This is a genomic window from Paenibacillus gorillae (assembly GCF_000513275.1).
Taxonomy (GTDB): domain Bacteria; phylum Bacillota; class Bacilli; order Paenibacillales; family Paenibacillaceae; genus Pristimantibacillus; species Pristimantibacillus gorillae.
In genome coordinates this window covers 12,021-35,720 of sequence record NZ_CBVJ010000011.1, presented here as the reverse complement: position 1 = coordinate 35,720, position 23,700 = coordinate 12,021, and the positions used below count along the sequence as shown (strand labels likewise).

Annotated in this window: 25 protein-coding genes; 2 read left to right on the top strand and 23 right to left on the bottom strand. The window is 51.8% G+C overall.

Annotation, left to right across the window (positions count from 1 at the left end; all coding sequences use genetic code 11):
• Positions 1-10 precede the first annotated feature (10 nt).
• From TY10_RS00560 to nrdI, 6 genes are all read right to left on the bottom strand, one after another.
• The gene (locus TY10_RS00560; protein ID WP_042159466.1) at positions 11-733 is read right to left on the bottom strand and encodes a YjjG family noncanonical pyrimidine nucleotidase; all 723 of its coding nucleotides are present in this window, start codon (positions 731-733) and stop codon (positions 11-13) included.
• Positions 734-755: 22 nt separating this feature from the next.
• Positions 756-1,022, bottom strand: coding sequence for a DUF2164 domain-containing protein (locus TY10_RS00555; protein WP_042159463.1), 267 nt, complete (start codon positions 1,020-1,022; stop codon positions 756-758).
• Positions 1,022-1,837, bottom strand: a complete 816-nt coding sequence (locus TY10_RS00550; protein ID WP_042159460.1) for a PhzF family phenazine biosynthesis protein — start codon at positions 1,835-1,837, stop codon at positions 1,022-1,024. The genes TY10_RS00555 and TY10_RS00550 overlap by 1 nt, the downstream gene beginning before the upstream one ends.
• A 544-nt stretch (positions 1,838-2,381) precedes the next feature.
• Positions 2,382-3,338 carry a class 1b ribonucleoside-diphosphate reductase subunit beta gene (gene nrdF, locus TY10_RS00540; protein ID WP_042159517.1) on the bottom strand — a complete coding sequence of 319 codons (957 nt, stop codon included), beginning with the start codon at positions 3,336-3,338 and terminating at the stop codon, positions 2,382-2,384.
• Positions 3,339-3,445: 107 nt separating this feature from the next.
• Positions 3,446-5,530 (bottom strand): class 1b ribonucleoside-diphosphate reductase subunit alpha, encoded by a 2,085-nt coding sequence (nrdE, locus tag TY10_RS00535; protein WP_042159455.1) that lies wholly within the window; start codon positions 5,528-5,530, stop codon positions 3,446-3,448.
• Positions 5,463-5,876: a class Ib ribonucleoside-diphosphate reductase assembly flavoprotein NrdI gene (gene nrdI, locus TY10_RS00530; protein ID WP_042159452.1), complete on the bottom strand. Its 414-nt coding sequence runs from the start codon at positions 5,874-5,876 to the stop codon at positions 5,463-5,465. The genes nrdE and nrdI overlap by 68 nt, the downstream gene beginning before the upstream one ends.
• A 269-nt stretch (positions 5,877-6,145) precedes the next feature.
• Here nrdI and TY10_RS00525 point away from each other — a divergent pair, with 269 nt between their 5' ends.
• Positions 6,146-6,367: a hypothetical protein gene (locus tag TY10_RS00525; protein WP_042159449.1), complete on the top strand. Its 222-nt coding sequence runs from the start codon at positions 6,146-6,148 to the stop codon at positions 6,365-6,367.
• A 190-nt stretch (positions 6,368-6,557) separates the two neighbouring features.
• Entirely contained in the window at positions 6,558-7,166 is a 609-nt protein-coding gene (locus TY10_RS00520; RefSeq protein ID WP_042159515.1) for a thymidine kinase, read from the top strand.
• Positions 7,167-7,291: 125 nt separating this feature from the next.
• Here the strand turns inward: TY10_RS00520 and TY10_RS00515 are convergent, their stop codons facing one another.
• From TY10_RS00515 to TY10_RS00430, 17 genes are all read right to left on the bottom strand, one after another.
• Complete coding sequence (locus TY10_RS00515; RefSeq protein WP_042159447.1) at positions 7,292-8,047, bottom strand: class I SAM-dependent DNA methyltransferase; 756 nt, start codon at positions 8,045-8,047, stop codon at positions 7,292-7,294.
• A 4-nt stretch (positions 8,048-8,051) separates the two neighbouring features.
• Positions 8,052-9,032, bottom strand: a complete 981-nt coding sequence (locus TY10_RS00510; protein WP_042159445.1) for a CvfB family protein — start codon at positions 9,030-9,032, stop codon at positions 8,052-8,054.
• Positions 9,029-9,376, bottom strand: coding sequence for a ribosome silencing factor (gene rsfS, locus TY10_RS00505; protein WP_042159443.1), 348 nt, complete (start codon positions 9,374-9,376; stop codon positions 9,029-9,031). Before rsfS ends, TY10_RS00510 begins: the two co-directional genes overlap by 4 nt.
• A 3-nt stretch (positions 9,377-9,379) precedes the next feature.
• Positions 9,380-9,952, bottom strand: coding sequence for a bis(5'-nucleosyl)-tetraphosphatase (symmetrical) YqeK (gene yqeK, locus TY10_RS00500; RefSeq protein WP_042159441.1), 573 nt, complete (start codon positions 9,950-9,952; stop codon positions 9,380-9,382).
• The gene (gene nadD / locus TY10_RS00495; RefSeq protein ID WP_042159438.1) at positions 9,942-10,532 is read right to left on the bottom strand and encodes a nicotinate-nucleotide adenylyltransferase; all 591 of its coding nucleotides are present in this window, start codon (positions 10,530-10,532) and stop codon (positions 9,942-9,944) included. The genes yqeK and nadD overlap by 11 nt, the downstream gene beginning before the upstream one ends.
• 53 nt (positions 10,533-10,585) lie before the next feature.
• Positions 10,586-10,894: a ribosome assembly RNA-binding protein YhbY gene (yhbY, locus tag TY10_RS00490; RefSeq protein WP_042159436.1), complete on the bottom strand. Its 309-nt coding sequence runs from the start codon at positions 10,892-10,894 to the stop codon at positions 10,586-10,588.
• Between the two features lie 44 nt (positions 10,895-10,938).
• Positions 10,939-11,820 carry a shikimate dehydrogenase gene (gene aroE / locus TY10_RS00485; RefSeq protein WP_042159433.1) on the bottom strand — a complete coding sequence of 294 codons (882 nt, stop codon included), beginning with the start codon at positions 11,818-11,820 and terminating at the stop codon, positions 10,939-10,941.
• Between the two features lie 19 nt (positions 11,821-11,839).
• Positions 11,840-12,964 carry a ribosome biogenesis GTPase YqeH gene (gene yqeH / locus TY10_RS00480; RefSeq protein WP_042159430.1) on the bottom strand — a complete coding sequence of 375 codons (1,125 nt, stop codon included), beginning with the start codon at positions 12,962-12,964 and terminating at the stop codon, positions 11,840-11,842.
• Positions 12,964-13,488, bottom strand: a complete 525-nt coding sequence (locus TY10_RS00475; RefSeq protein WP_042159428.1) for a YqeG family HAD IIIA-type phosphatase — start codon at positions 13,486-13,488, stop codon at positions 12,964-12,966. Before TY10_RS00475 ends, yqeH begins: the two co-directional genes overlap by 1 nt.
• 186 nt (positions 13,489-13,674) lie before the next feature.
• Complete coding sequence (locus tag TY10_RS00470; RefSeq protein ID WP_042159426.1) at positions 13,675-15,927, bottom strand: transglutaminaseTgpA domain-containing protein; 2,253 nt, start codon at positions 15,925-15,927, stop codon at positions 13,675-13,677.
• The gene (locus tag TY10_RS00465) at positions 15,924-17,174 is read right to left on the bottom strand and encodes a DUF58 domain-containing protein (protein WP_042159423.1); all 1,251 of its coding nucleotides are present in this window, start codon (positions 17,172-17,174) and stop codon (positions 15,924-15,926) included. Before TY10_RS00465 ends, TY10_RS00470 begins: the two co-directional genes overlap by 4 nt.
• 4 nt (positions 17,175-17,178) lie before the next feature.
• The gene (locus tag TY10_RS00460) at positions 17,179-18,135 is read right to left on the bottom strand and encodes an AAA family ATPase (protein ID WP_042159420.1); all 957 of its coding nucleotides are present in this window, start codon (positions 18,133-18,135) and stop codon (positions 17,179-17,181) included.
• A gap of 175 nt (positions 18,136-18,310) precedes the next feature.
• A complete protein-coding gene (spoVAE, locus tag TY10_RS00455; protein ID WP_042159417.1) occupies positions 18,311-18,661 on the bottom strand; it encodes a stage V sporulation protein AE in 351 nt (116 codons plus the stop codon).
• Between the two features lie 7 nt (positions 18,662-18,668).
• Positions 18,669-19,679: a stage V sporulation protein AD gene (gene spoVAD, locus TY10_RS00450; RefSeq protein ID WP_042159414.1), complete on the bottom strand. Its 1,011-nt coding sequence runs from the start codon at positions 19,677-19,679 to the stop codon at positions 18,669-18,671.
• 2 nt (positions 19,680-19,681) lie between these two features.
• Positions 19,682-20,137 carry a stage V sporulation protein AC gene (gene spoVAC / locus TY10_RS00445; protein WP_042159413.1) on the bottom strand — a complete coding sequence of 152 codons (456 nt, stop codon included), beginning with the start codon at positions 20,135-20,137 and terminating at the stop codon, positions 19,682-19,684.
• A 1,457-nt stretch (positions 20,138-21,594) separates the two neighbouring features.
• Positions 21,595-22,449 carry an NAD-dependent epimerase/dehydratase family protein gene (locus TY10_RS00435; RefSeq protein ID WP_042159406.1) on the bottom strand — a complete coding sequence of 285 codons (855 nt, stop codon included), beginning with the start codon at positions 22,447-22,449 and terminating at the stop codon, positions 21,595-21,597.
• 15 nt (positions 22,450-22,464) lie between these two features.
• Positions 22,465-23,670 carry an enolase C-terminal domain-like protein gene (locus TY10_RS00430; RefSeq protein WP_042159403.1) on the bottom strand — a complete coding sequence of 402 codons (1,206 nt, stop codon included), beginning with the start codon at positions 23,668-23,670 and terminating at the stop codon, positions 22,465-22,467.
• Positions 23,671-23,700: the final 30 nt, after the last annotated feature.

Below are 23,700 nucleotides of genomic sequence, written 5' to 3'. Positions count from 1 at the left end.
CCTTCATTAATCAAACTTCGGTGTGCGGCTCAACAATTCCATACAGCTCATCAAGCGATCGAATCTCGTACTTCGGCTTCACATCGGTGCCGTTGGGCTTGCCAGCCGGGTTGTACCAGCATGTATCGATGCCGATATTGAGACCGCCTTGCATATCGGAAGTTAACGAATCGCCTACGATAAGCATTTTACTGCGATCATGATGTCCAAGCTTTTCGAAGGCATAGTCAAAAATACCGGTATGCGGCTTCTGATAGCCGGCTTCCTCTGAAATGATGACCTGCTCAAAGCAATCCGCCAGCCCTGAACGAGCGATTCGAGACAGCTGAACATCCTTGTAGCCGTTCGTAATGATCGCCAGCCGAAAATGCTTCGCCAGGTTGCGAATGACCGCCTCTGCGCCATCAAATAGAAAATGGCCTTCTCCCAAAAAGCCCAGATAACGATCGCTAATCTCATCTGCGTTAATCGTCACGGCGGCATCGCCTTCAAACAATCGTCTAAACCGCTCAACCTTCAGCTCACTGGTCGTTACGTGTCCTTGCTCCAGCTCCTTCCATAGACCGCCGTTTATCTGCTTATATCTGAAGGTGTAGCTATCCGTTTCCTCAGCCCTAGCCTGAGACTCTTCAATGCCAATATGCCGGAAAACGCTGGAAAGTGCATGCTCCTCGGCCCTCGGGTAATCAAATAACGTATCGTCTGCATCGAATAAAATAATTTCATATCCCAAGACTTGCTGCCTCCTTCTGCCGTTATCTTCCTCGTGTGCGCTTGACGGAGACGCTTTGCTCCAATGCATACAGCTCGTCTTCTACGCTTTGCAAGCGTTCCGCGACGGTCTTGCGCGCATCGCTTATCGCCTGATTGTACACGTAGGGTCCAAGCTCAGCCAGCATATAATCAAGCAATTGCTCCGCCGCAATCGAGCCAATCGACTCGTCACGCTCCAGCTCGAAAAAGCTTTGCACACGCCCAACAAGCGCTTCCCTCTGTTCTCTTTCCAGCTTCAGCTTCATCATTATTGTCCAGTCCCTTCCGCTAATTGTCCTTGAAGTACCATAACAGCCTGTCCAGATAGCAGCACTCTGTCCCCGCTTAATTCCGTCCCTACATAGCCGCCTCTAGCGGAGGCCTGGTAGCCGGTCAACTGCTCCTTACGAAGCCGTCTGCTCCAGTACGGGGCTAGAGCACAATGCGCCGAGCCTGTAACCGGATCTTCATTTACCCCGAGTTTCGGAAAAAAAGCCCGTGAGACAAAATCGCAATGGCTTCCGCTATTCGCTTTTGCCGTAATAATGACGCCTCTTCCATCCAGGCTGCCAAGCAGCTGCCAGTCCGGCTTCAGCTCGCGAACGGTCCGTTCACTGTCGACTTCTACAACGTAGTCGAAGCGGTTTTTCCCGGTATAGCGAGGAATAAGACCTAAACCTTGAATGAGCGCTTCCGGCGCTTGCACTGGCACGGGCGGCTCTGCCGGGAAGTCCATCCTCATCCATCCCCCGCTGCCCTCCGACCCCTTAACGACGGTCAGCAAACCACTTTTTGTCTTAAAAGCTGCCTGTTCGGAAGGCTGCAGCCTTCCCGACTCCCATAATGCAAAAGCGGCGGCAAGTGTCGCATGACCGCATAACGCGACCTCTGCGGCCGGTGTAAACCAGCGCAGCTCATATCCATCAGTTGTTTGCGCAACAAACGCCGTCTCTGATAAATTCATTTCCGCCGCGACCTGCTGCATCCATTTCTCATCTGCGGGCTTCTCCAGCAAGCAAACCGCTGCCGGGTTGCCGCGAAACGCCGTATCGGAAAAGGCATCCACAATATAGATCGGAATCATTGTTTCACTCGTCTCCTTTGCGAATAAAAAAGAGGATGCCCATGGAACGGATCCTCGCTGGCCATACTTGTATATTGTTATTCTTTCCATTTATCCTGCAAAGGAATAAGAAGCTACACTTCTTCTAACTGAACTACATATCCTACCTAGTTTATCACGCGTTCTATACGTTGGCATAGTCTTTTTCTTGTAAAATGGGCCTCGAACGCCAGCGAATCAGCTTCGCAATTTAGCGTAATGGCTTGCGCTAATCCCGCATTCTCGTCAATAAACAAAGCCGTTAGTGAACCTAGCTCCGCTTCTCATGAACCTAGATTCACGAACAGCGAAATTAGGTTCGCTAATGCTGGACACCCGCTCCAAATCCCGCTCTGCAGCGAATCCAGCTTCGTTATACAGCGAGTCTGCTTCGCTAAATGATGAGAAGGAATGCTCAGCCGAATGCGCATTCCTCCCTCGATTTCGCTGTTCACCCCTCCCAGCAGAGCGACAAAAAAAGCAACCGGCCGCATACGCGCGCCGATTGCTATTATTCCAAATAGATTTAGAAGTTGAATACGAAGTCGTCATCCTTCAATTGCTCAACGTGAACGGTACGAACGTAGCCGTTGCCTTTTTTCGAGAAGAAGTCATGCTGCTTCGTATGTGTGCTGATGCCATTGAAGACGATCGGGTTGACCGGCTCCTCTGGGAAATGAGGCTCGAAGCCCAGATTCATCAGCGCTTTGTTGGCATTATAGCGGACATAGGCTTTCACTTCGTCCTGCAGGCCGATCGGGCTGTACAGGTCGTCTGTGTATACCGCTTCATTGTCATACAGCGTCTGCAAGAGCTCATAAAGCTCTTCCTTCAGCTGCGCCTGCTCTTCTGCACTGAACTCTTGATAAAGCTCTTGCGCAAGCGTGCCTACGTACAAGCCGTGGATGCTTTCGTCGCGAAGGATCAAGTCGATGATCTCGCCGCTGCTCGTCATTTTACCTTGTCCAGCCAAATAAAGCGGATAGAAGAAACCGCTGTAGAACAAGTAGCTTTCCAGGAATACGGAAGCTGCCATCGCTTTGTAGAGCTGCTGCTTCGTCTCAATGCCATGGTACCACGAAGAGATGAGGTTCGCTTTTTTCTGCAGCTGCTCGTTCGTTTCCACCCAGTTGAAAATCGCGTCAATCTCTTCCGAAGAAGCCAGCGTCGTGAAAATGCTGCTGTACGATTTCGCATGGATTTGCTCCATCATCGACATGAAAGCCAATACCGCTTTGCGCTGCAGACCTTCAACATGCTCCAAAATTTTCGGCATGCCGATGCCGCCTTGAATCGTATCGAGAAGCGTCAGTCCGCCCAGCACGTTCTTATAGACGGTACGCTCGGTTTCGCTCATATCCATCCAGTCCATTTTATCATCGGACAACGGAATTTCATCATCCGTCCAGAACTGCATGACGTTCTGTTGCCAGAAGGTTAATGTAAAATCATCGTCTGGACGGTTCCAGTTTACTGCTTTCATCGTCAAAATTGCTCCTTTGCAAGCATAAACGGCCTGCGCGGCCAAGACGGCGCGCAGCCCGTTTTGCATTGAATATATAAACGGAAATCGTTATGAGTGCCTTTGAATTATACGGCGCAGCTTGTGCATTCCTCAACGGAAAGACGCTTCGTTCTTGTATAATAGAGCGATTTGAGACCTTTTTGCGCAGCATAAATATAGAAGCGCGCCAATTCACGAGTCGTTACATTGCTATTCACGTGCAGAACCGTCGAAATACCTTGGTCAACGTGCTGCTGAATTTCCCAGATCAGGTCGATAAGCTTGAATTGATCAATGTTGTATGCCGATTTGTAATAGAAGTAATTCTCCTGCGACAGGAACGGCATTGGATAGTAAGTCGTCGAGTTCGCATACGTACGAGTCTCAATATGCTCGACAATTGGCATAACGCTCGACGTTGCATTTTGGATGTACGAAATGCTTTGCGTTGGCGCGATTGCCAGACGGTAAGCATGGTAAAGACCGTGCTTTTGCACTTTTTCTTTCAGCGCTGCCCAGTCTTCCGGCGATGGAATTTCCATGCCTTGGAACAGTTCTTTCACGCGGTCCAGTTTCGGACGGAAATCCGTCTCCACATAACGGTCGAAGTACGTGCCTTTTGCATATTCAGAACGGTCGAAATCTTTGAATGTCTGGCCGCGTTCCTTCGCGATTTCCATACTTTGTTCGATGGAATAGTAGTTCATCATCATGAAGAACGTGCTTGCGAAATCTTTCGCTTCATCGCTTTCGTAAGCGATTTTGTTTTTCGCCAGGTAGCCGTTCAGGTTCATCGCGCCAAGGCCGACGGAATGAAGCTCTTCATTCGCTTTGCGAACGCCCGGTGCGTTGTCAATTGCAGACAGGTCGCTGACCGTCGTCAACGCTTCGATGCCGACATGAACCGATTCCTTAATTTTTTTATGCTCCATCACGTTCACGATGTTAAGCGAAGCCAGGTTGCAGCTGATGTCGCGCTTAATCACATCGTCGAAGCCGTAATCGTTAATCGTCGAGGTTTCTTGCACTTGGAAAATTTCCGTACACAGGTTCGACATTTTGATGCCGCCGATATCCTTCAGCGCATGAACGCGGTTCGCGTTCGATTTATTCATAATGTATGGGTAACCCGATTCTAATTGAATCGAAGCAATCTTCGTCATCATGTCGCGCGCGTTCATGACCACTTTTTTCACAACGCGGTCGTTAGCGAGCAGTTCTTCGTACATTTCATCCATATCCATATCGTCCAGATGCTTGCCGTAGGCCATATGAACGGAATGTGGTCCAAATACATACAATGGCTTATTCTGTGCAGCCAGTTCATAGAATTTATTCGGAATAATCAGGCCGATGGACAGCGTTTTGATACGCGATTTCTCGTCGGCGTTAATTTTTTTACAATCCAGGAACTCAATGATATCCCAGCCGAAAATGTTGTAGTATCCGGCGCCGGAGCCTTTGCGCTGACCCATTTGGTCGGCGTAGGAGAACGCGTCCTCCATCAGTTTCAGTACCGGCATAACGCCTTTCGCTGCACCTTCGACACCTTTGATCGATTCGCCGCGGCCGCGCAGCTTCGACAGGTTGACGGCAACGCCGCCGCCGATTTTGGACAGCTGCATACAAGTGCCCAGCACATAGTTGATGGAGTTCAAGGAGTCATCCATCTCCAGCAGGAAGCAGGATACCATTTCACCGCGGCGGCTTTTGCCTGCGTTCAGGAACGTCGGCGTCGCCGGCTGCAGCCGCTGCTCGATCATCGCTTCCGCAATGCGAAGCGCTCTGTCCGCATCGCCTTCACCAAGGTGAAGGGCAACAATGGCTACGCGATCGGAGTATTTCTCCAGATATTGCGATTTGTTGTTGGACTTCATTGCGTAGTCTTTATAGAACTTCGAGATCGCCATATAGGATTCAAACTGGAAGCCGTTGTTTTCCGCTAGCGTAAATACCGCTTCCACTTGCTCATATGTATAATCCTCGAATACATTCTCGTAATAATCATTCTCTATTAAATAATCAAGCTTTTCGCGCAGCGAGCCAAACTTCATGCTCTTGCTGTCGACTTCCTCCATAAAAGCGGCTACCGCCTCTTTATCTTTATCCAATTGATAGAAGCCGTCCGCTCCCCGCTGCATGAGCTCGTTGTTCAGTTCGATATGTTTCAATGGTCCGCACCCTTTCGACAAAGTATTCCATATCTTGATTTGTTCCGGATAATTCAAATTTCGATACAACAGGCACGCCGAACATTTCCGAGATCGTATCCGCGCTCTTCGCGAACCCGTTTCCCCAATTTCGGTTGCCGCTGGCAGACACACCGCACAAATGGTCAGAATTTTGCTTAAGGAACGACATGACCCGCTCCGGCACTTGTCCAAATCCCGTTGTGTAGGTGATCAAAACGAATGGTTCATCCACTTCGCTTTGCTCCTCAATCGGCACAGCCCGCATATTCAGCTTGTTGATAAAACGCTTGACATTGCCTGTACGAGAATCATAGACAACCAGCATGTTTTTCTCTCTCTCCTTCGCTGAATTATAGCAATAGAAAAGCGCTTCTGACTGCAACAACCGTCAAATGCGCTAGTAGACATCTTGGTGTAGTATCGACTCATATACTCAATATCTAGTCGATGTTTTTGATTCTACATCAATATATAGGTCTAGTCAATGAAATTTATGGAGAAAATTTAATCATCTCTATTTCGGGCACTCGACTATTTTAACAGATGAGGATATGATGTGATAGTGACAGTTTATTGCTATTTTGGAGGGTGAAAATGAGCGAGCAATTATCGGCCAAACAGCTGCGCGAAGCGATCGAAAAGCTGTTTTTGGACGCAGGATATACGGTTCCCGGAATGCTTCCGGCCATCGATGCGCTGATCAAGGATAACGATCGGTTGAAGCAAGAATTGAAAAAGCTGCGGCTTGCAGCCGCACGCGGATCTTCACTCGGCGACGGGATGAACAGCCGCTTGAAAGATGCTCTCAGGGAATAGAACGAGGGGCCTTGCGAGATGCTGGAGAAGTGTGGAGACCGACTCATAGGAAGATGAACCGCCGTCCGCGCCAGACGACGGCATTAGCTCTATTTGCAAACTTCAGCTAAAATAATACAACCTACAGCATAGTATGACAGAAGGTATACGGAATGCTACAACAGATGCACAGAGGAGATGCTGCCCAATGATGGAACGAGGCCTCATCACCGTTATTACCGGCCCGATGTTTTCCGAGAAAACAGGTGAATTGATTCGCCGCTGCCAGAAGCTTCAGCAATTCGGGCGGATGAGCGTGGCGGTCTACAAGCCTGCGGAGGATACCCGCTTCAGCGAAACGGAAATCGTGAGCCGGATGGGTTACCGGCTGCCGGCTGCCAGCCTGCCGCGCCAGCTGACTCCGAGTGCGGCCGCCAAAGTTATAGAAGATACGACAGCGATCAATGTCGTCGCCTTTGACGAGGTGCAGTTTTTCGACGAGCCGATCACCGATTTGATCGGCACACTCGCAAGCGAAGGCAAGCATGTCATTGCCGCCGGACTTAACATGGATTACCGGGGTAAAGCGTTCGGAGCGATCGGCGAACTGCTCGCGGTTGCCGATGAGATTATCAAGCTGCACGCTTATTGCGCGGTATGCGGCAGCGGCGAAGCCGCTTTTACCCAACGTGTCGTAAACGGCAAACCGGCAGCTCTTGGACCTGTCTTTTTAATCGGCGACAAGGAGAGCTACGAGCCCCGCTGCAGGCGTTGCTTCGTTCCTCCGCACAAAGCTTCGCCGAGCAAACCCGTACCCTGAGAAGAGGCTTCCAAGCGCTTAGAAAACGGTCGTCAAATTCCTTCTCGTCATCAACAATTTTTTTGAATGAAGCCAAAAAAGGTGTCACACAAGCTATACTTGTGCGACACCTTTTTCACTTTATTCTAACGTTTCACAGCTGCAAAGAATAGCCGTTCGGAGCCCTCGCCAGCCGGCTTCAGCTCGAAATCAGCGTAGCGGTCCACGGTCTCGAAGCCAGCCCGCCGCAAAGCGGACTCGATCCAAGCCGGATCGTAGGCACGCTGCCTATGCAGCTCCTCAAACCGGCGGAACCGCTCTCCGCGCTCCTGCGCAAAGATCGTCAAATGATGCTCAATTTCGCAGCGTTCTTCATCCAGCTCAGAAGTCCAGATGTAGGCAATATCATCCTCATCCAGAATGAACGGCTGCTCGTCCGCATATCGGCGAAGGAGAGCCGGTGGATGCACATCGAACAGGAACAAGCCGCCGTCACCCTTCAATCCGTCGTAAGCGGCCCGGAAGGCCGCTTCAACGTCAGCTTCCTCGGTTAAGTAATTCATGCAATCGCAGAAGGACAACACACAATCTGCCGGCTCCAGAAGCCGCCAGTCGCGCATATCCTGCTGCAGCCATACGGCCGAGCCGCTGCGCGCGGGAAGCTCGTCCCATTTGCTGCGTGCAACGGCGAGCATATCGGCGGATAAATCAATTCCGTATACTCGCTTGCCTGACAGCGCGAGCGGCACCGCAATACTGCCTGTTCCGCAGCCGAGATCGACGACCGATTCCGGAACACCGTAGCGCTGCCAGCAGCTTTCGGCAAATTGCAGCCACTGCGCGTAAGGCATATCCACCATCAGCCGGTCATAGACCGAAGCAAACTGTCCGTACGAATCCATAGCACTATTCCTCCGAATGATCTGCGCTATGGCCAGTGTCCGTGCCCGTAGTGCTGTCCGTAGCCTGTGCCCCGGACTCATTCGCGCCCCCGGCTTCCGAAGATGCTTCTTCCGCCAAATACGTCCAGCTGCCCTTTTGTGTAATCGCGCCCTCCCGCATCAGCTTGCCAAGCGCCCGTTTGAACGCCGATTTGCTGATTTGGAACTTTTGCTTAATCGCATCTGCCGGCGATTCATCCGAATAAGGCATGCCGCCGCCAGGGCGTTCCTTCAAGTAAGCGAGGATACGGTCGGCATCCTCCAGCCGGCCTTCCTGCTTGAGCTTGGCCATCGACAGATTGACACGGCCATCCTCGCGAATGAACGTAACCCGGCCCGCTACCCGCTCGCCAAGGCGCAACGGTCTTGTCCGCTCCGAGCTCGGTATCATCCCGAATACGCCAAAGCCGACAACGCCTCCATCAATCAGTACAAAGGAGCCCATCTGCAGCGATTTCGTTACCCAGCCTTCTACCCACTGGTTGCGCCAAGCTTGCGGTGCCTCGAATACTAACGGACCAAGCTCATCTTCTCCCGCCAGCGTAGCCAGCAGCCTGCCTGCCTTGTCGTGGCCGAGAATAACATGCACCTCGTCGCCGGGAAGCGGCCGGTATTCAACTTTTTCTGACAGCTCGGAGAGCGGAAGCAGCAATTGACGGCCTAGTCCAATTTCCAGAAAGCAGCCCAGCCGCGGATGCACATCCGCCACCTTCAAACGGGCCATCTCTCCTAATGTCAGCAATGGGCGCTTCATCGTAGCGGAAATCCGGTCCTCGGTATCGAAGAACAAGAATACTTCCACTTCATCGCCCAGCTTCGGCTTTTTGCCGACGAGCTCCGTGTAGTGCATCAGCACCTCGTTCTCCCCATCGGTCAAAAAATAACCATAGGGCGACACTTCACGTGCCACCCTTAACGTTTGATACGTACCGGCAATCCAGCTCATGCGAACTCCACTACCTTCGCATCTGACCACAGACGCTCGATGTTATAGTATTCGCGCTCGTCGCGATGGAACACATGAACGATGACATCGCCAAGGTCGATCAGCACCCATCTTGCCGAGTCCATTCCTTCCATGCCGCGCACCTTAACCCCGCGCATATCCGCTTGTTTTTTAATTTCCGTTGCAATTGCTTGAACTTGCGTATCTGAATTACCGTGACAAATGACAAAATAGTCAGCCACTAGCGAAATTTCTTTCAAATTCAATGCGACAATGCGCATCGCTTTCTTGTCTTCTGCGGCCGTAACCGTCACTTGCAGCAATTCGTCTGAATGTACCGTCATTGCTCAACCTCCTGTTTTTTGCTGTTCGATTAAATCATTGCGGGCATCTACCGTTAGCGGGAATATCCGCTTGCCCTTGGCAACCAGAAACGAAATCGTACTATCAAATCCCGCGATCAACGCCTGCTCCAAGCTTTGCCCGCTTAACTCGCGAATAGACTCTACGCCCGGAAAATCCCGGCCCGGCTCCATATAGTCGGCAAGGCAGACGATCTTATCCAGCTTCGTCATGCCGATACGGCCCGACGTATGGTAGCGAATGGCATCCAGCACCCCAATATCGGTTACACCGTATTCCTGTTCGGCGACCCAAGCGCCAACCTCGGCATGCCACAATTCTTTATCATAAAGGAGCAGCATCCCATTAAGCTTCTGCTCGCGAATGATTTGTTCCATTTTTGCAATGGGCCAGTATTTCGCCACGTCATGCAATATAGCGGCAAGCTCTGCTTTGCCCGGATCTTCTCCATAACGCTCAGCCAGCAGAACGGCCGTCTTCATCACCCCTTCGGTATGAAGCCAGCGGCGTTCGGGCATTTGCGATTTGACGGATGCGATCATCTGCTCACGATTCATATAAAGCTCTCCCCTCGATACACTGCCGGACGGATTCCGGAACCCTGTAACGGATCGACTGGCCGAGCCGTACCCGGTTGCGGATATCGGTTGAAGAGATGCCGATTGCCGGCATAGCAATGATGCTCAGCTTGCTCCGGATATAAGCGGGCAGGCTGTCCGGCTCTGCCGGCGTCCCTTCCCGCTCCAGCCCAATGAAGGACACGAGCGAGACCAGTTCCTCCACACGATGCCATTGCGGCAAATCGTTGATCCGGTCGGAACCTATAATATAGGAGAAGGCATGCTCAGGATGCAGACGGGACAGCTCCAGCGCCGTATCCACTGAATAGCTCATTCCGCCTCTGCGAAGCTCCAGGTCAACAACACGGAATGCCGAATTGTCTTGTATCGCATCCGCTACCATCTGATAGCGGATATCGCTGTCGACACCCGGCTGCCGGTCTTTAAGCGGAGGCTTGAAAGACGGAATGAACCATATCTCGCCCAAACCGCATCGGTCAAGCGCCGTTTCCGCCGCTATGAGATGACCGATGTGAATGGGGTCAAAGGTGCCGCCCATGATACCAATTTTGCCCATGCTGATCTAGCTTCTCCTCTCCGTACATGTACCAGAAGCAATGCCTGCTCCTGTTAGCGTTTCGGTGACGGCAGCTCAATCTTCCGGTACTTCTCATCACTCGAACGTTTATACAGCACAATCGTTTTGCCGATGACCTGTACCAGCTCGGCTCCCGATGCTTCTGCAACCTCAGCGCCGATCTCCCGCGGATCGTCCATGCAATTGTTCAACACCGACAATTTAATAAGCTCGCGCACTTCGATTGCTTCTTCAATATGACGAACGAGCTGCTCGTTCGTACCGCCTTTGCCCACCTGAAAAATCGGCTGCAAATGATGCGCCAATGCGCGCAAATGACGTTTCTGTTTGCCTGTCAACATGATAGTTATGCTCCTTCTTTTTTCGCACTTTCTGCTTCTAACGATTAAATAAGCGAGGCCAGCACCGTTTCCCGCATTGCGGCAACCGGCGCGGTCTGTCCTGTCCAATATTCGAAGGCGTAAGCGCCCTGATAAATAAACATGCCCAGCCCGCCGTGAATACGGCAGCCTGCTTGCTCCGCTTCTTGAAGAAATTTCGTCTTGAGCGGATTGTAGATCAAGTCGCTTGCAACCGCGCCTTGCTTCAGCCAGCCAGCCTCCACCGGACTTGCATCTGTATGAGGGTGCATGCCGACAGAAGTCGTATTGATGACGATATCCGCATCTCGGCAAGCTTCCGGCAATCCGTCATACGTTACAGCCCGAAGCTCAGCCAAGCTGCCGAAGCTCCCCGCCAGCTCACGGGCACGATCCTCCGTACGATTTGCAATCGTTATGCTTACAGGCTTCTCTCCTGCCAAAGCGTAGACGATTCCACGCGATGCCCCGCCTGCTCCAATCACGACGATCCGCTTTCCGACAATAGCCGGTTCCGCTTCTTCCTTTAACGATCGGACATAGCCGATACCGTCCGTATTGTAGCCAGTCAGCTTGCCGTTGTCATTCACAATCGTATTAACCGCTCCGATCGCTTCCGCGCCGGGGTCGATGGCATCCATATGCTTCATAATATCCAGCTTGTGGGGAATCGTCACATTGACTCCCCTGATGCCCATTGCCCGTACACCTGCGATAAAATCAGCAAGCTTATCGGATGTAATATGATAGGCAGCGTACACGCCGTTAACACCCGTTTCCCGGAACGCCCGGTTCATCATGATCGGCGATTTGGAATGGCGGATCGGATCGCCGATGACGCCGTAAAGCACGGTATGGCTGTCAATTACATGGCCTGCCGTCTCCTTGCTGAGCGCCGATAGACTCATGTCCGCTCCCCCTCTTCTATTAGATAAGCGAATCTCTCATCATCACTTTAATGCCCTTAGGGGCATATAGATCGACGATAGCGCCTGTCGTTCCGTTCGCCTGAATCCAGCCGAGGCCAGCGATGAAAATATCTTTCTTTGCGCCACGCGGAACACGCAGTGAATGCCGAGTCCAAGCCGGCATTTCGTCAAGCTCTTCGCGGGAGGGTGCTCCCAGCAGCTCTCCGCGGTGCTCCTTGTAGAGCTCGTCTGCCCGCTCAAGCTTCGTCCGGTGGACATTCAGCGCATTCGACATATAGAGCGTAAACGATTGACGCTCTCCTTCGACGAAGTCGAAGCGAACGAGGCTGCTGATGAACAGCGTCTGCTTATCGTTCAATTGATACACAAGCGGCTTAATCGGCTTGTCAGGCAGCAGCGACTGCAAGAAGCTGCGCGGAACAATTTCTGTCATCCGGGAAGCGTAGACGATTCCTGGCGTATCGATAATATCCTTGTCGTCATCCAGCGGAATATGAACCGCATCCAGCGTCGTACCCGGGTAACGGGACGTCGTCAGCTCGCGTTCCAAGTCGCTGTAATCGCGAATGAGCCGGTTAATCAGCGTAGACTTGCCGACGTTGGTCGCACCTACGACATAGACGTCGCGCCCTTTGCGGTGACGCTCCAGCGCTTCGATGACATGATCAAAGCCGATGTTGCGCTTCGCGCTGCAAAGCACGATATCGACTGTACGCAAGCCCTCGGCTTTGGCCTGCTGCTGCACCCAGTTGCGAATCCGGTTCAAATTCATCGATTTCGGCAGCAAATCTACTTTATTGACAACGAGCAGCACCGGATTATTGCCGACAAAACGCTGCAGGCCGGAAATCAGGCTGCCTTCGAAATCATACAAATCGACGATATGGACAACCAGGCTGTCCGTCGTGCCGATGCTTCCAAGCAGGCGCAGGAAATCATCCTGATCCACTACAATAGAAGATGCTTCATTATAATTGCGTATACGGAAGCAGCGCTGGCAAATGACCGGCTCCCGCTTCAATGCAGACTCCGGCAAATAACCTGCCTCTTCCTGACTCTCTGACTGCAAGCTTACTCCGCAGCCAGCACATGACAGCACAATTCCGCTATCCAATTCCTTCATTACTTCGTCTCCCCCTCATACCATAACCCTTTCTTCCGCAATCTCGACAACGCGATGCGTTCGATCCGGCGGTTTACCCGGGTCATGATTCCTTCATCAGCAGGAGCAATTGGCGTTACAAGAATCGTATACAATCCCATCCGGTTGCCGCCCAGCACGTCTGTCAGCATCTGGTCGCCCAGTACAACCGTCTTCTCTGCGGGCAGCCCCAATACAGCGAGCGCCTTGCGGAAAGATTTATTCGCCGGCTTGCGGGCGGCATGAATATACGGAATGTCGAGCGGTTTGGCAAACCTCGACACTCTAGTCTCATTATTATTCGATACGATAACCACTTTAAAGCCCCGGTCGCGAACGCCGTCCAGCCATTTGACCAGTTCAGGCGTAGCGAGCGCTTCACGGGCTCCGACCAACGTGTTGTCCAGATCGGTAATAATACCGCGAACGCCTTTCGCGTACAACTCATCTAATTGAATATCATAAACCGTATTCACACGCATGTGCGGCAACAGCCTCTCGAACATAAGCGCTTGACCCCTTTGCATTCTCCTGCTATCTTACGAAACTATACCATAGAACACGAATTTGTTGCAAAAAAATACCGCCGCCGATAAACGCCGGCGGACGGCTTCTTTCCATTAATAGTCGATTATAGGCTTCCGCCTGTAATCAAGCAACTTTTTCCAAACGATCCAAACCTGTTTCTTCATTTATAATTGCTGCATGATCGACTTCACTTTGCCGACGAACCGGTCGGCATCCTCATTCGAGGATTTGACGGGACTATATTTAGCCCGCTCGAATCCGTCCAGCACCTCGCGCCAGTCGCTTTGCAGCGGCTTGCCGCCATCGGACCAGCGAAGGAGAGCCTCGCGGAGTGTCTCATGCTCCCCGCGCTCCAGTCCCTTTCTTCTGCATTTGCGCAGCAGCCTCTCCGTCTCCCATACGATCCGCTCATCCGAACTGAACGAGCGGAAACGGAAGCTTCGCCATACTTGCACGAACTGTTTCCTTCTGATCACAGCCCAGACGGCAACAAGAGCAACGAGCAGAGAAGCAGAAATCCACAAACCGGTCTTCATCAGCGAATTGTTGGCTTGGGCGGCTGTGATCGTATCCGGGCTGTCGCCAATGTCAGTCAGATCCGGCATCACAGGAGCTGCCTCTGCTGGCAGTGTGTAAGGAAACGAAAAGCCTGCCGTTGCTTCAAACGGAATCCAGCCATATCCGTCGAAATAAATTTCGACCCAGGAATGAGCATCTGAGTTCCGCACCGTATAGGTGCCCTCTCCATTCGGATTCCGATCAATCTCATCAGGAATTCCTCCTGACATGCCCGGCGGACCGTACTCCGATACCGGGAGCGCTCCGGGAGCAAAGCCTTTCACCCAGCGCGCAGGCAGCCCCAGCGAACGGGACATGACAGCCATCGCAGTGGAAAAATAGTCGCAATAGCCTTCCTTCAATTCGAACAGAAATTGATCAACAAAGTCTTTGCTGGAGCCGCCAAGCTTAGACATATCGGGCTTATTTGTATAAACGTAATTGTCACGCAGATAAGTTTCCAGCAGCTTGGCACGATCATAATCATTAGACGCGCCTTCGGTAATATCGAGTGCCAGCTGCTTCACACGCTGCGGAAGCTCGTTAGGCAGCTGCAAGTAACGCTCTGTTTGAGAAGACCGTTCTGCCTTCGTCTTACGCAGTCCTTCTGCATCCAGAACCGTTATATCCGATCTGACAGAATAAGCTGCGGGAAAATCTCTCATCGTCCAATTCGACCAGCTCAATTCATGATCATTGGCTGCCCAGACGAGTCCATTCGGAATTGATGATTCTGACTTGCCGACCCAGTGGACGGATGAAATCGGAGAAGCAGCGAACAGAACTGGATAGTGGTCTTTCCGAACCATGACGATTGTCTGTTCCACAGACAATGTTTCCGCTAATCTTCGATGATCGAGCAGCGGCAGCTCCATATCTCTGGCAATTGCGCCGATCAGCTGTTGCCTCTCATCATTGTCGTTATTCCAGCCTTTACCTGAATAAAAGCTTTTGGTCTCGCCACGCCAGTAAGCGCGCTGAGAAGTAGTGACCGTCATAACCGGCGAGTAGTCGTAATTAAAACCGCCGCCAAGCTTCGTATCGTCCCGGCCATAACCTGAGCTTGTATCGCCAGTGCTGATTTGCGCCGGTGTATTCAGGCCCTTGTCGCCAAGGAAGACGTTGACGCGCTCTCCCTTTGATTCCTTCCATATCGTATATGGATCCTGCAAAATAGGCGAAACCGTCGGCATGAGCACGCCTACTCCCATAAGCAGTGCAAGTACGATTGCAACCGGCAGCAGAAGCTGCAGCGGATATTCAAGCAGCTCCTGCCAACTGCGCGGATGGCTGCGCTCCAGCCGTCTTAAGTGGGCGGCAACGAGCCAGATCAATCCGAGAAATACGATCCAGGCTACTTTATCCCACAGCCAGATCGGCGTAAACGAATCGGCAATCGTCAGCGACAGTAAATTGACGGTCACGAAGCCGATCATTCTTGCTCTTGTTGTCACCCATTTGCTGAACAATAAATAGATGATGAATAGGACACAAACAAACCAAATGTACGGGTCAAGCTGTTTGGCGTAGAACCATAACTGATCCAGCCACTCATTCCATGACTCGGGCTTGCCATAAAGTTTGTCAAATTGGATATACGTTATTGTAGACAGCAGCAACAGAACAGCTTGGGTTATCACTTTTGTAATTCGCAATCGAAGCGGCATTATAATATCCACCGCCACTGCAAGCAGAAGCGCCGCATTCACGACCTGAAACGTCTCTTCCCACCAGTAACCCTCGAAGACAGCAATCGTATTGATTATCATCAGAGCAACAAACAAGCTGGAGAGCTTCGCATACCAGTCAGGAGCCCAGTAGCGGAAAATCCGCTTAATTAGCCGAAATAGCATTATCATGCACCACCGCCCCCTTCCAATACAACCGGCAGCTCTTGCAGCTGCTGCAGCGAGAATACGGGCCAGCCGCGGCTTCGCAGCAGCTGCTTCCAGCTCTCATCTTGACGCACCTGTCCCGCAGGTTTGCCAATTTGCAGCAAGCACGGCGTCAGCCCTTTACGGAACAGCCATTCCATTGCACGAATGGCTTCCTTACCGGTAACGCCAGAGATCAATACTGCAAATGATCCAGGCTCCAGCATGGAATCGGCTTTCAGAAGCGATTTGTACACCGTATGCGGCGCATCGGCCTCAACGAACGTCAGATGTTTGATTATTGCGCTGCGCTGCTCCAAACCTGACTTCGGCTGCATCATCATCAATTGCGAGCCAACCGACAGCAAGCCCATCGCCGTATCGCCCTTCAAACCGTTCTCCAGCAGCGAAGCGGCTGCGGATACGGCCAGCTCGAAGCGGTCTCCCGATGGAGCCGGGTAATCGCCCGCATACCGGTCAAGAATAATGATTGTACGGGGCAAAGATTCCCGTTCAAACGCCTTTGACTTCCACTCTCCGGTCTTTGCCGTCGCATTCCAGTGGACACGCGAGAGCCGGTCGCCATACAAATATTCTCGTACTCCGTTAATTTGCGTCGTTTCCTTCGACGAACGTGAAGCGATCGCATGCGAGTAAGGACCTCGAATCCCCCTCTGAATCCCATGCCACTGGCGCAACGGTACCGTCTGCGGCATAACGTTGAATACTGCTTCGGAGCCAAATCGGCCGGAATGCTCGAAGAGGCCAAATACGTCATGTGATAAGCATTGAGTAGAATGGAATCGGTATTCACCGCGCTGCAGCGGCGGAGTCAAATATACGACCTCGCCGCTGCGCTTCCAGTTCGGAACGAATGACGACTCAAAATCCAGACGTTGTCCATTATGCCGGTACAGCCGGTCTCGTACAAGAACATAAGGAATCGGATAAACGCCCGGAACCTTAACCGTCAATTGCACTTCAAGCGAGCTGCCCGCCGTCAAGGACTGCTCCGCATGAGCCTGAGCCCCCTGCTGCCTGTAGCTGCGGCTGCCATGTACCTTTGCAATTCCGCTCCATCTTCCAAGTAATAAATAAAGAAGCAATAAGTTCAAAATCATAAACAGCATAAAAGCCGTCTTGCCGCCTTGAAATAAGAAATAAAATAATGCTGTAGCATAAATAAGCGCAATAACGACCCAACGTCTTTTGTCCGTTATTTCCTTGGCCATCGCATCAGCGCTCCAGCCTTACCGGCACTTTCGTCTGATCCAGCACAACTGCGACAATATCCTCCGGCCGCAATCCGTTCATTCTTGCTTCCATATGAAGCAGCAGCCGATGAGAAAGCACGTAAGGGGCAAGCTTCTTAATATCGTCTGGCGTAACGAAGTTTCGCTGCTGCAAATACGCACTCGCCTTCGCCGCTCTCGCGAGCGCAATTGCAGCTCGTGGACTGGCACCAAGCTGAACGCTTGCATGCTCGCGAGTCGAACGGATAATCCGGATCAAGTAATTGCCAACTGCCTCGTCCATATGAACATGCTGTACTTGCTCCTGAATCCGGATAATATCTTCAATTTCACAGAGCTGGCTGCTGTTGTCGGAAGGATGACTTCCTTTATTCGACAAGATCATCGCCTGCTCATCCTCTTCACTTGGATAGCCTAGCGACAGCTTCATCATGAAACGGTCAAGCTGCGCTTCCGGGAGCGTATAGGTACCCTCGAATTCGATCGGGTTTTGCGTTGCAAGCAGTATGAACGGCTCAGGAAGGACATACGTATCGCCGTCTACGGTTACCCGCCCCTCCTCCATCGCCTCCAGCAGTGCCGATTGCGTCTTCGTTGTCGCCCGATTGATTTCATCAGCCAGCAATATATTGGTCATCACCGGACCCGGACGGAATATAAACTGTTCTTGCTTCGGATGATAGATCGATACGCCGGTTATATCAGTAGGCAGCAAATCCGGATTGCACTGTATACGCCGGAACTGTCCGCCAATCGATTTTGCCAATGCTTTCACAAGCTGGGTTTTTCCAGTGCCGGGCACATCCTCCAGCAACACATGTCCGCCGCTGATAACTGCGGTCATCAGTCGTTCGATTTCCTCTTGCTTTCCTAGAATACAACGATTAAGGCTGCTAACAATCGACGAACATAACTGCATATCAGCAAGACGAGTTTCCATTTAGCAACGACCTCCCGGAAAATTGTAAACATCTGCGGATCATTGGAGTAAATAGTTTAGGTTATTTAGTACTATTTTACAGCACTTCCTTGAGGTTGCACAAATGCTTGTTATGCCAAAAAAAATTGGAGAATCCCACAGTTGGGATTCTCCAATTTCAATAACAATCAGTCATTCAGCCCTTTGGCCTGACAACAAGCGCGGCCAGGAAGGAGAAAATAATCGCTGCCGATACGCCGGCGCTCGTCACTTTGAATATACCGGATATGACGCCAATCCAGCCTGATTTCTCAAGCTCTGTCAATGCACCGTGTACAAGCGCATTGCCGAAGCTTGTGATCGGCACTGTCGCACCAGCGCCAGCGAAGGCAACCAGCGGCTCATACCAGCCGATTCCGTCAATGATGGCGCCGATGACGACAAGCGTCGCCATCGTATGCGCCGGCGTCAGCTTGAACAAATCAAACATCAGCTGGCCGATTACACAAATCGCCCCACCGATTACGAAAGCCCATAAAAACTGCATGCTGTACTCATTCCTTTCCGCTGATAGCTACTGCATGGGCGATGCAGGGAATGCTTTCACCCTGTTGAAAAGACAACGGCGACAGCAGCGCTCCCGTCGCTACAACCAGTACCCGCTTCAGCTCGCCTTTTGCAATGCGCTTAAGCAAATGTCCATAGGTCACGACCGCAGAACAGCCGCAGCCGCTTCCTCCCGCCTGCACCTTCTGGCGCGATATGTCATACACCATTAATCCGCAATCATTAAATACCGTTTGATCCATTGGCACCCCGTCCCTCATGAGCAGCTCGGTCGCGATAGGATGTCCTACACTCGCAAGGTCGCCGGTTACGATCAGATCATAATCTTTGGGTGTCCGTCCGGTATCATTGAAATGCGACTGAATCGTATCGACCGCAGCGGGCGCCATGGCAGCTCCCATATTGAAAGGATCTTTAATGCCAAGATCGACGATTTTGCCAATTGTTGCGCATTCGACGACCGGACCGTCACCGGAGGCCGCAATAACAGCCGCCCCGGCCCCTGTCACCGTATATTGCGCAGTAGGCGGCTTCTGCGAGCCATATTCGGTCGGATAGCGAAATTGCTTCTCAGCCGTGCAGTTATGGCTGCAAGTGCCGGCAAGCGCATAATCCGCTGAGTTGGAATTGACCATCATCGAAGCGATGGCAAGCGTCTCCATCGAGGTTGAGCATGCGCCAAACACGCCGATATAAGGGACGCCTAGCGCTCTGGCCGCAAATGTGTTGCTAATGATCTGATTCATCAGATCACCGCCAACATAAAATTGCAGCTGATCCTTATCGATGCGCGCATTTTGAATTGCAAAATCGGTCGCCTGCTCCAAGAGCAGCCGCTCGGCTTTCTCCCAGCTTTTCTGCTGCATATCAAGCTCCGGGTGGACGAGATCGAAGTCCGCGGCAAGCGGGCCGTCACCCTCATCAGGACCGACTACAGTCGCCGCTCCGATAATGACCGGCCGATTCTCAAACCACCATGTCTGATTGCCCCGCAGCATGATCAGTGCCCCCCGTTAGTGCCGAGCAGCAAATGCGCAATCCCGACAAAAAAGGCGGCAACCGTACCAAACACAATTACAGAACCGGCAAGCTTGAACATATTCGCGCCAACGCCAAGCACTAAGCCTTCGCTGCGGTGCTCGAGAGCGGCCGAACACATGGAGTTGGCAAAGCCGGTAACGGGAACCGCAGTCCCAGCTCCCGCCCATTGCGCGATTTTATCATAAACGCCAAGGCTGGTTAAAATAACGGATATTAGAATAAGCACCGCTACGGTCGGATTGCTGGCATCCTCTTTGCTCATGCCCATGAGATGAATAAACATCTCCTGGATGCCTTGTCCGATAAAGCAAATTATTCCTCCGAACAAGAAGGCCTTCAAACAATTGGTGAAAATCGACCGCGAAGGCTCTCGCGTCTTGGCGAACGCCTGATATTCCTTGGGAGACATCGACATTTTGGGGCTATTTGCCGTTCTCTGCGCTGCTGTTCGATGACAATGAGTTCCCCTCCTGAGGCTGAAATGATCGCGCAACAAAGCCATTTTTTCCGATAAGGCTCGCACGATTTCTTACTCATTATTTGTAAGAACAGTTCCAGTTATGCGCATGTCATCAGGTTGTAAGCTCGGGTGCTGAAAAAAGAAAAAAGCCCAAGAGCCTGGCGGACACCGTCTCTTGAGCTTTGGATCACAACCTTATTCATAATCCGTATAACAGTAAAATGACAAGCAGCACGAATAGTACAAGCGGCAGCAGCGCGGAAGTCCGCCGCTGGCTTCTGTTGTATCCCATGAGCAATCCCCCCGAAAAGAAACAGCCTTCTGCCATTAGCTTATGCGCGGAGAGACCAATGCGGAGATTGTCCGCTGCCAGGCAATTCCGATTTTCCAAGCGGAACATGGATGATTCTTTCGCTATAGAGTGAAGTCGGTTCGCTGCATGCAATTGTTAGGTTGCTCTAGAAGCGTAGTTACACATTATGCTCCCACTGCTGCGAACCTTTCCTTGCTGTTGAGTAACATTGATTTGTTGGATTCATTTGTTACGGTATCGCGATATGCGGAGTTGAAGTGTTGGCGGTACCTCGATGGCTCGATGGCAGTGAGCGAAGCAGATTCGCTATTTTGCGAAGTCAGTTTCGCTATAGCGCCACTTTCCCAGTGCATTCCCTAGCGGAGCGAATCAAATTTCGCTTTCCGTGAACCTAGGTTCGCGAATAGCGAAATTTGATTCGCTGTATAGGAGCTGGCCTGGTCAGCAGCCTTCCACTGCGAACTTGGCTTCGCTATTTTGCGAAGCTGCTTCGTTGTTACTCTCTGGTCCGGCGGTTTGCGAATCTTTCTTCGCTATAGAGCGAAGTTGGTTCATTGCAATCGTTTATTAGGTTCCTCTAGGAGCTTAGTTACTTTATATACTCCCAAGGCTGCGAACCTTTCTTTGCTGTTGAGTAACATTGATTGTCGTGTTCTCTTGTTACGTTTGAGCTAAGTGCGCAGAATGCGTTTGTGGGACTCCACTTGCAGCGAGCGAAGCAGATTCGCTATTTTGCGAAGTCAGTTTCGCTACAGCGCCACTTTCCCAGTGCATTCCCTAGCGGAGCGAAGCAAATTTCGCTTTCCGAGAACCTAAGTTCGCGAATAGCGAAGATTGATTCGCTGTATAGGCGCGAGCCTAGTCAGCAGCCTTCCACTGCGAACTTGGCTTCGCTATTTTGCGAAGCTGCTTCGTTGTTACTCTCTGGTCCGGCGGTTTGCGAATCTTTCTTCGTTATAGAGCGAAGCTGGCTCGCTATCCCCAATTGCATGGCACAGGTGCGTACAGTGCGAAATCGCAAACGCCGTAGCAACAGCGCACAAACACAAAAAAACGGCCCGCTCGGAGAATATCATCCGAACGAGTCGTTATCACAAAGTTATTGCAGCGCCTCGCGCCACGAATGGCGCGGCTTCCAGCCGATCTTGTCCTCGGCGAGCCGGTTGCTGACCAATGCGGTCAGCTCGGATACCGGCTTGCGGATATCCTTCACCTGCGCATAGTGCCTGCTCAGCAGCAGCTCCGGCGATGCATCTGTCATCATATCGCTTGCCGTAATATTCAAGGCGATGGACTCTGCCGGTTTGTCGCTCTCAACCGCCAAACGGCAAGCTTCTGCGGCATCGCGTGCATCAATATAACTCCACAGAATGCGATGATGCCTTCCCGTATGCTCAAATCCGGAAATAACATGCTCGTATTCATCAGGCTCCAGAACATGCGAAAATCTCAGCGCATATACAGACATCCCTACCCTGCGGTAGAACATATCTCCAATCTGCTCATTTACTCCCTTGGATAAGCCGTAGCTTTCTTGGGCGAGCAGCGGATGGGTCTCATCCACAGGGAAAAAATCGGGCGCAAACGGCGTCTTCGCCCAGCAGAAGCCATAGGCCGATTCGCTTGAGCCGATGACCGCTTTATTAATGCCCAGCTTGGAAGCCGCTTCAAGCACATTGTATGTCGACATGACATTGTTGCTGAAAATACGCTCAGGCGAGAAGTTGATCGGATTAGGCACAGCTGCCAGATGCACAACGCTATCCGCGTCAGCAAGCAAGCCGTATACCTCTCCTAATGATCCCAGATCAGCCTGCATATAGCGGCTGTATCCTCTTCCTCCCGATGGCGGACGCATGTCGGTGCCGAATACGCGATAGCCGTGCTCGGCAAACTCCTTCACGACATAACGTCCCAGCTTGCCTTCCGCGCCTGTTATGACTACCGTCTTCATTTGCGCTCCACCCTTCTACGGCCGAACGAGTGTACCATCCGGTCTGCGGTCTAATTTGTACGGTCTGTGGTAGGTTTTGCCCAAAGCAGGCTCTGCCAGCAATAAAGCTTTCTCTTCATCGATATCGATGCCAAGCCCAGGCTTGCCAGAAAGCTTCAAGCAGCCGCCTTCAAAGACAGCCATGCCGGGAAAAACCTCCCGCTCCCGTTCATTGAAATGATTGCTTTCTTGCACACCAAAGTTCCAAATCGCCATATCCAAATGCGCGGCGGCCACCTGGTTGACGGGATCATTTTCCCCGCCCTCCTGCCAAGCCGTCCGAACACCAAACGCTTCGCATACGGCAGCGATTTTGCGGCAAGGGGTAATGCCTCCTGCCTTGGATACGCGCATCCGCACAAAATCGATCAAACGCTCCTTCACAAGCGGCAGCCATTCCTGCGGATGCACGAACAGCTCACCGACAGCTTGCGGCGTCGTGCTGACATTGCGAACTTGCCTGTACCATTCGGTATGCTCCACCTGGAGCAGATCCTCCAAGAAGAACAAATGGTAGGGATCAAGCCTTTTGGCCAGTGCAACTGCAGCCGCCGGATTCAAGTGCTCATGCACGTCATGGGTGAATTTCAATTCCATCCCATAGCGCACGCGGAGCTTCTCGAACATTTCGGGAATTGCCTTCACGTACAAATCCTCGTCAAAACGGTTCGCCGGAGGGAAGATTGAAGAGCCTCCTGCTACGAATCCACCGCCACCATAACCGCCGAGCTGGACGCGGATATGGGAGTAGCCCTGCTCCCGGTAACGCTCAACCTCTTCCTCTAGCTGCTCGTAGGTATTGCCGTTGGCATGCCCATATGCCCGGATTTCCGAACGGGCCGGTCCGCCAAGCAATTCGTAGACCGGCATTCCAGCCTGCTTACCCTTAATATCCCACAGTGCCATATCAATGCCGCTCATGGCCGTATGAAGCGTCGCGCCGTTGCGCCAATAGCCGCTCGTATACATCGTCTGCCAAATATCTTCGATTTGTCCCGCTTCCCGGCCAATGAGCAGCGGAGCCAGAAGCTCCTCGATCACTTGTTCCACAGCGGTAGGGTGATACATATCGCTGGCGGATCCGATCCCGTACAAGCCCGGTTGATCCGTCTCTACTTTTACAATAGTCCAAGTTCGGTCATGCCTCGTACGAATGCATTTAATGCCTGCTATCTTTGCCATTTGATTCTATATCCCCCTTCGCATGATGGA

Coding starts and splice junctions, on each gene's coding strand:
- TY10_RS00555 (WP_042159463.1), bottom strand. CDS start 1,022: ATGATGAAGCTGAAGCTGGAAAGAGAACAGAGGGAAGCGCTTGTTGGG.
- TY10_RS00550 (WP_042159460.1), bottom strand. CDS start 1,837: ATGATTCCGATCTATATTGTGGATGCCTTTTCCGATACGGCGTTTCGC.
- nrdF (WP_042159517.1), bottom strand. CDS start 3,338: ATGAAAGCAGTAAACTGGAACCGTCCAGACGATGATTTTACATTAACC.
- nrdI (WP_042159452.1), bottom strand. CDS start 5,876: ATGCTGGTTGTCTATGATTCTCGTACAGGCAATGTCAAGCGTTTTATC.
- TY10_RS00525 (WP_042159449.1), top strand. CDS start 6,146: ATGAGCGAGCAATTATCGGCCAAACAGCTGCGCGAAGCGATCGAAAAG.
- TY10_RS00520 (WP_042159515.1), top strand. CDS start 6,558: ATGGAACGAGGCCTCATCACCGTTATTACCGGCCCGATGTTTTCCGAG.
- TY10_RS00515 (WP_042159447.1), bottom strand. CDS start 8,047: ATGGATTCGTACGGACAGTTTGCTTCGGTCTATGACCGGCTGATGGTG.
- TY10_RS00510 (WP_042159445.1), bottom strand. CDS start 9,032: ATGAGCTGGATTGCCGGTACGTATCAAACGTTAAGGGTGGCACGTGAA.
- rsfS (WP_042159443.1), bottom strand. CDS start 9,376: ATGACGGTACATTCAGACGAATTGCTGCAAGTGACGGTTACGGCCGCA.
- yqeK (WP_042159441.1), bottom strand. CDS start 9,952: ATGAATCGTGAGCAGATGATCGCATCCGTCAAATCGCAAATGCCCGAA.
- nadD (WP_042159438.1), bottom strand. CDS start 10,532: ATGGGCAAAATTGGTATCATGGGCGGCACCTTTGACCCCATTCACATC.
- yhbY (WP_042159436.1), bottom strand. CDS start 10,894: ATGTTGACAGGCAAACAGAAACGTCATTTGCGCGCATTGGCGCATCAT.
- aroE (WP_042159433.1), bottom strand. CDS start 11,820: ATGAGTCTATCGGCGCTCAGCAAGGAGACGGCAGGCCATGTAATTGAC.
- yqeH (WP_042159430.1), bottom strand. CDS start 12,964: ATGAAGGAATTGGATAGCGGAATTGTGCTGTCATGTGCTGGCTGCGGA.
- TY10_RS00475 (WP_042159428.1), bottom strand. CDS start 13,488: ATGTTCGAGAGGCTGTTGCCGCACATGCGTGTGAATACGGTTTATGAT.
- TY10_RS00470 (WP_042159426.1), bottom strand. CDS start 15,927: ATGATAATGCTATTTCGGCTAATTAAGCGGATTTTCCGCTACTGGGCT.
- TY10_RS00465 (WP_042159423.1), bottom strand. CDS start 17,174: ATGGCCAAGGAAATAACGGACAAAAGACGTTGGGTCGTTATTGCGCTT.
- TY10_RS00460 (WP_042159420.1), bottom strand. CDS start 18,135: ATGGAAACTCGTCTTGCTGATATGCAGTTATGTTCGTCGATTGTTAGC.
- spoVAE (WP_042159417.1), bottom strand. CDS start 18,661: ATGCAGTTTTTATGGGCTTTCGTAATCGGTGGGGCGATTTGTGTAATC.
- spoVAD (WP_042159414.1), bottom strand. CDS start 19,679: ATGCTGCGGGGCAATCAGACATGGTGGTTTGAGAATCGGCCGGTCATT.
- spoVAC (WP_042159413.1), bottom strand. CDS start 20,137: ATGTCGATGTCTCCCAAGGAATATCAGGCGTTCGCCAAGACGCGAGAG.
- TY10_RS00435 (WP_042159406.1), bottom strand. CDS start 22,449: ATGAAGACGGTAGTCATAACAGGCGCGGAAGGCAAGCTGGGACGTTAT.
- TY10_RS00430 (WP_042159403.1), bottom strand. CDS start 23,670: ATGGCAAAGATAGCAGGCATTAAATGCATTCGTACGAGGCATGACCGA.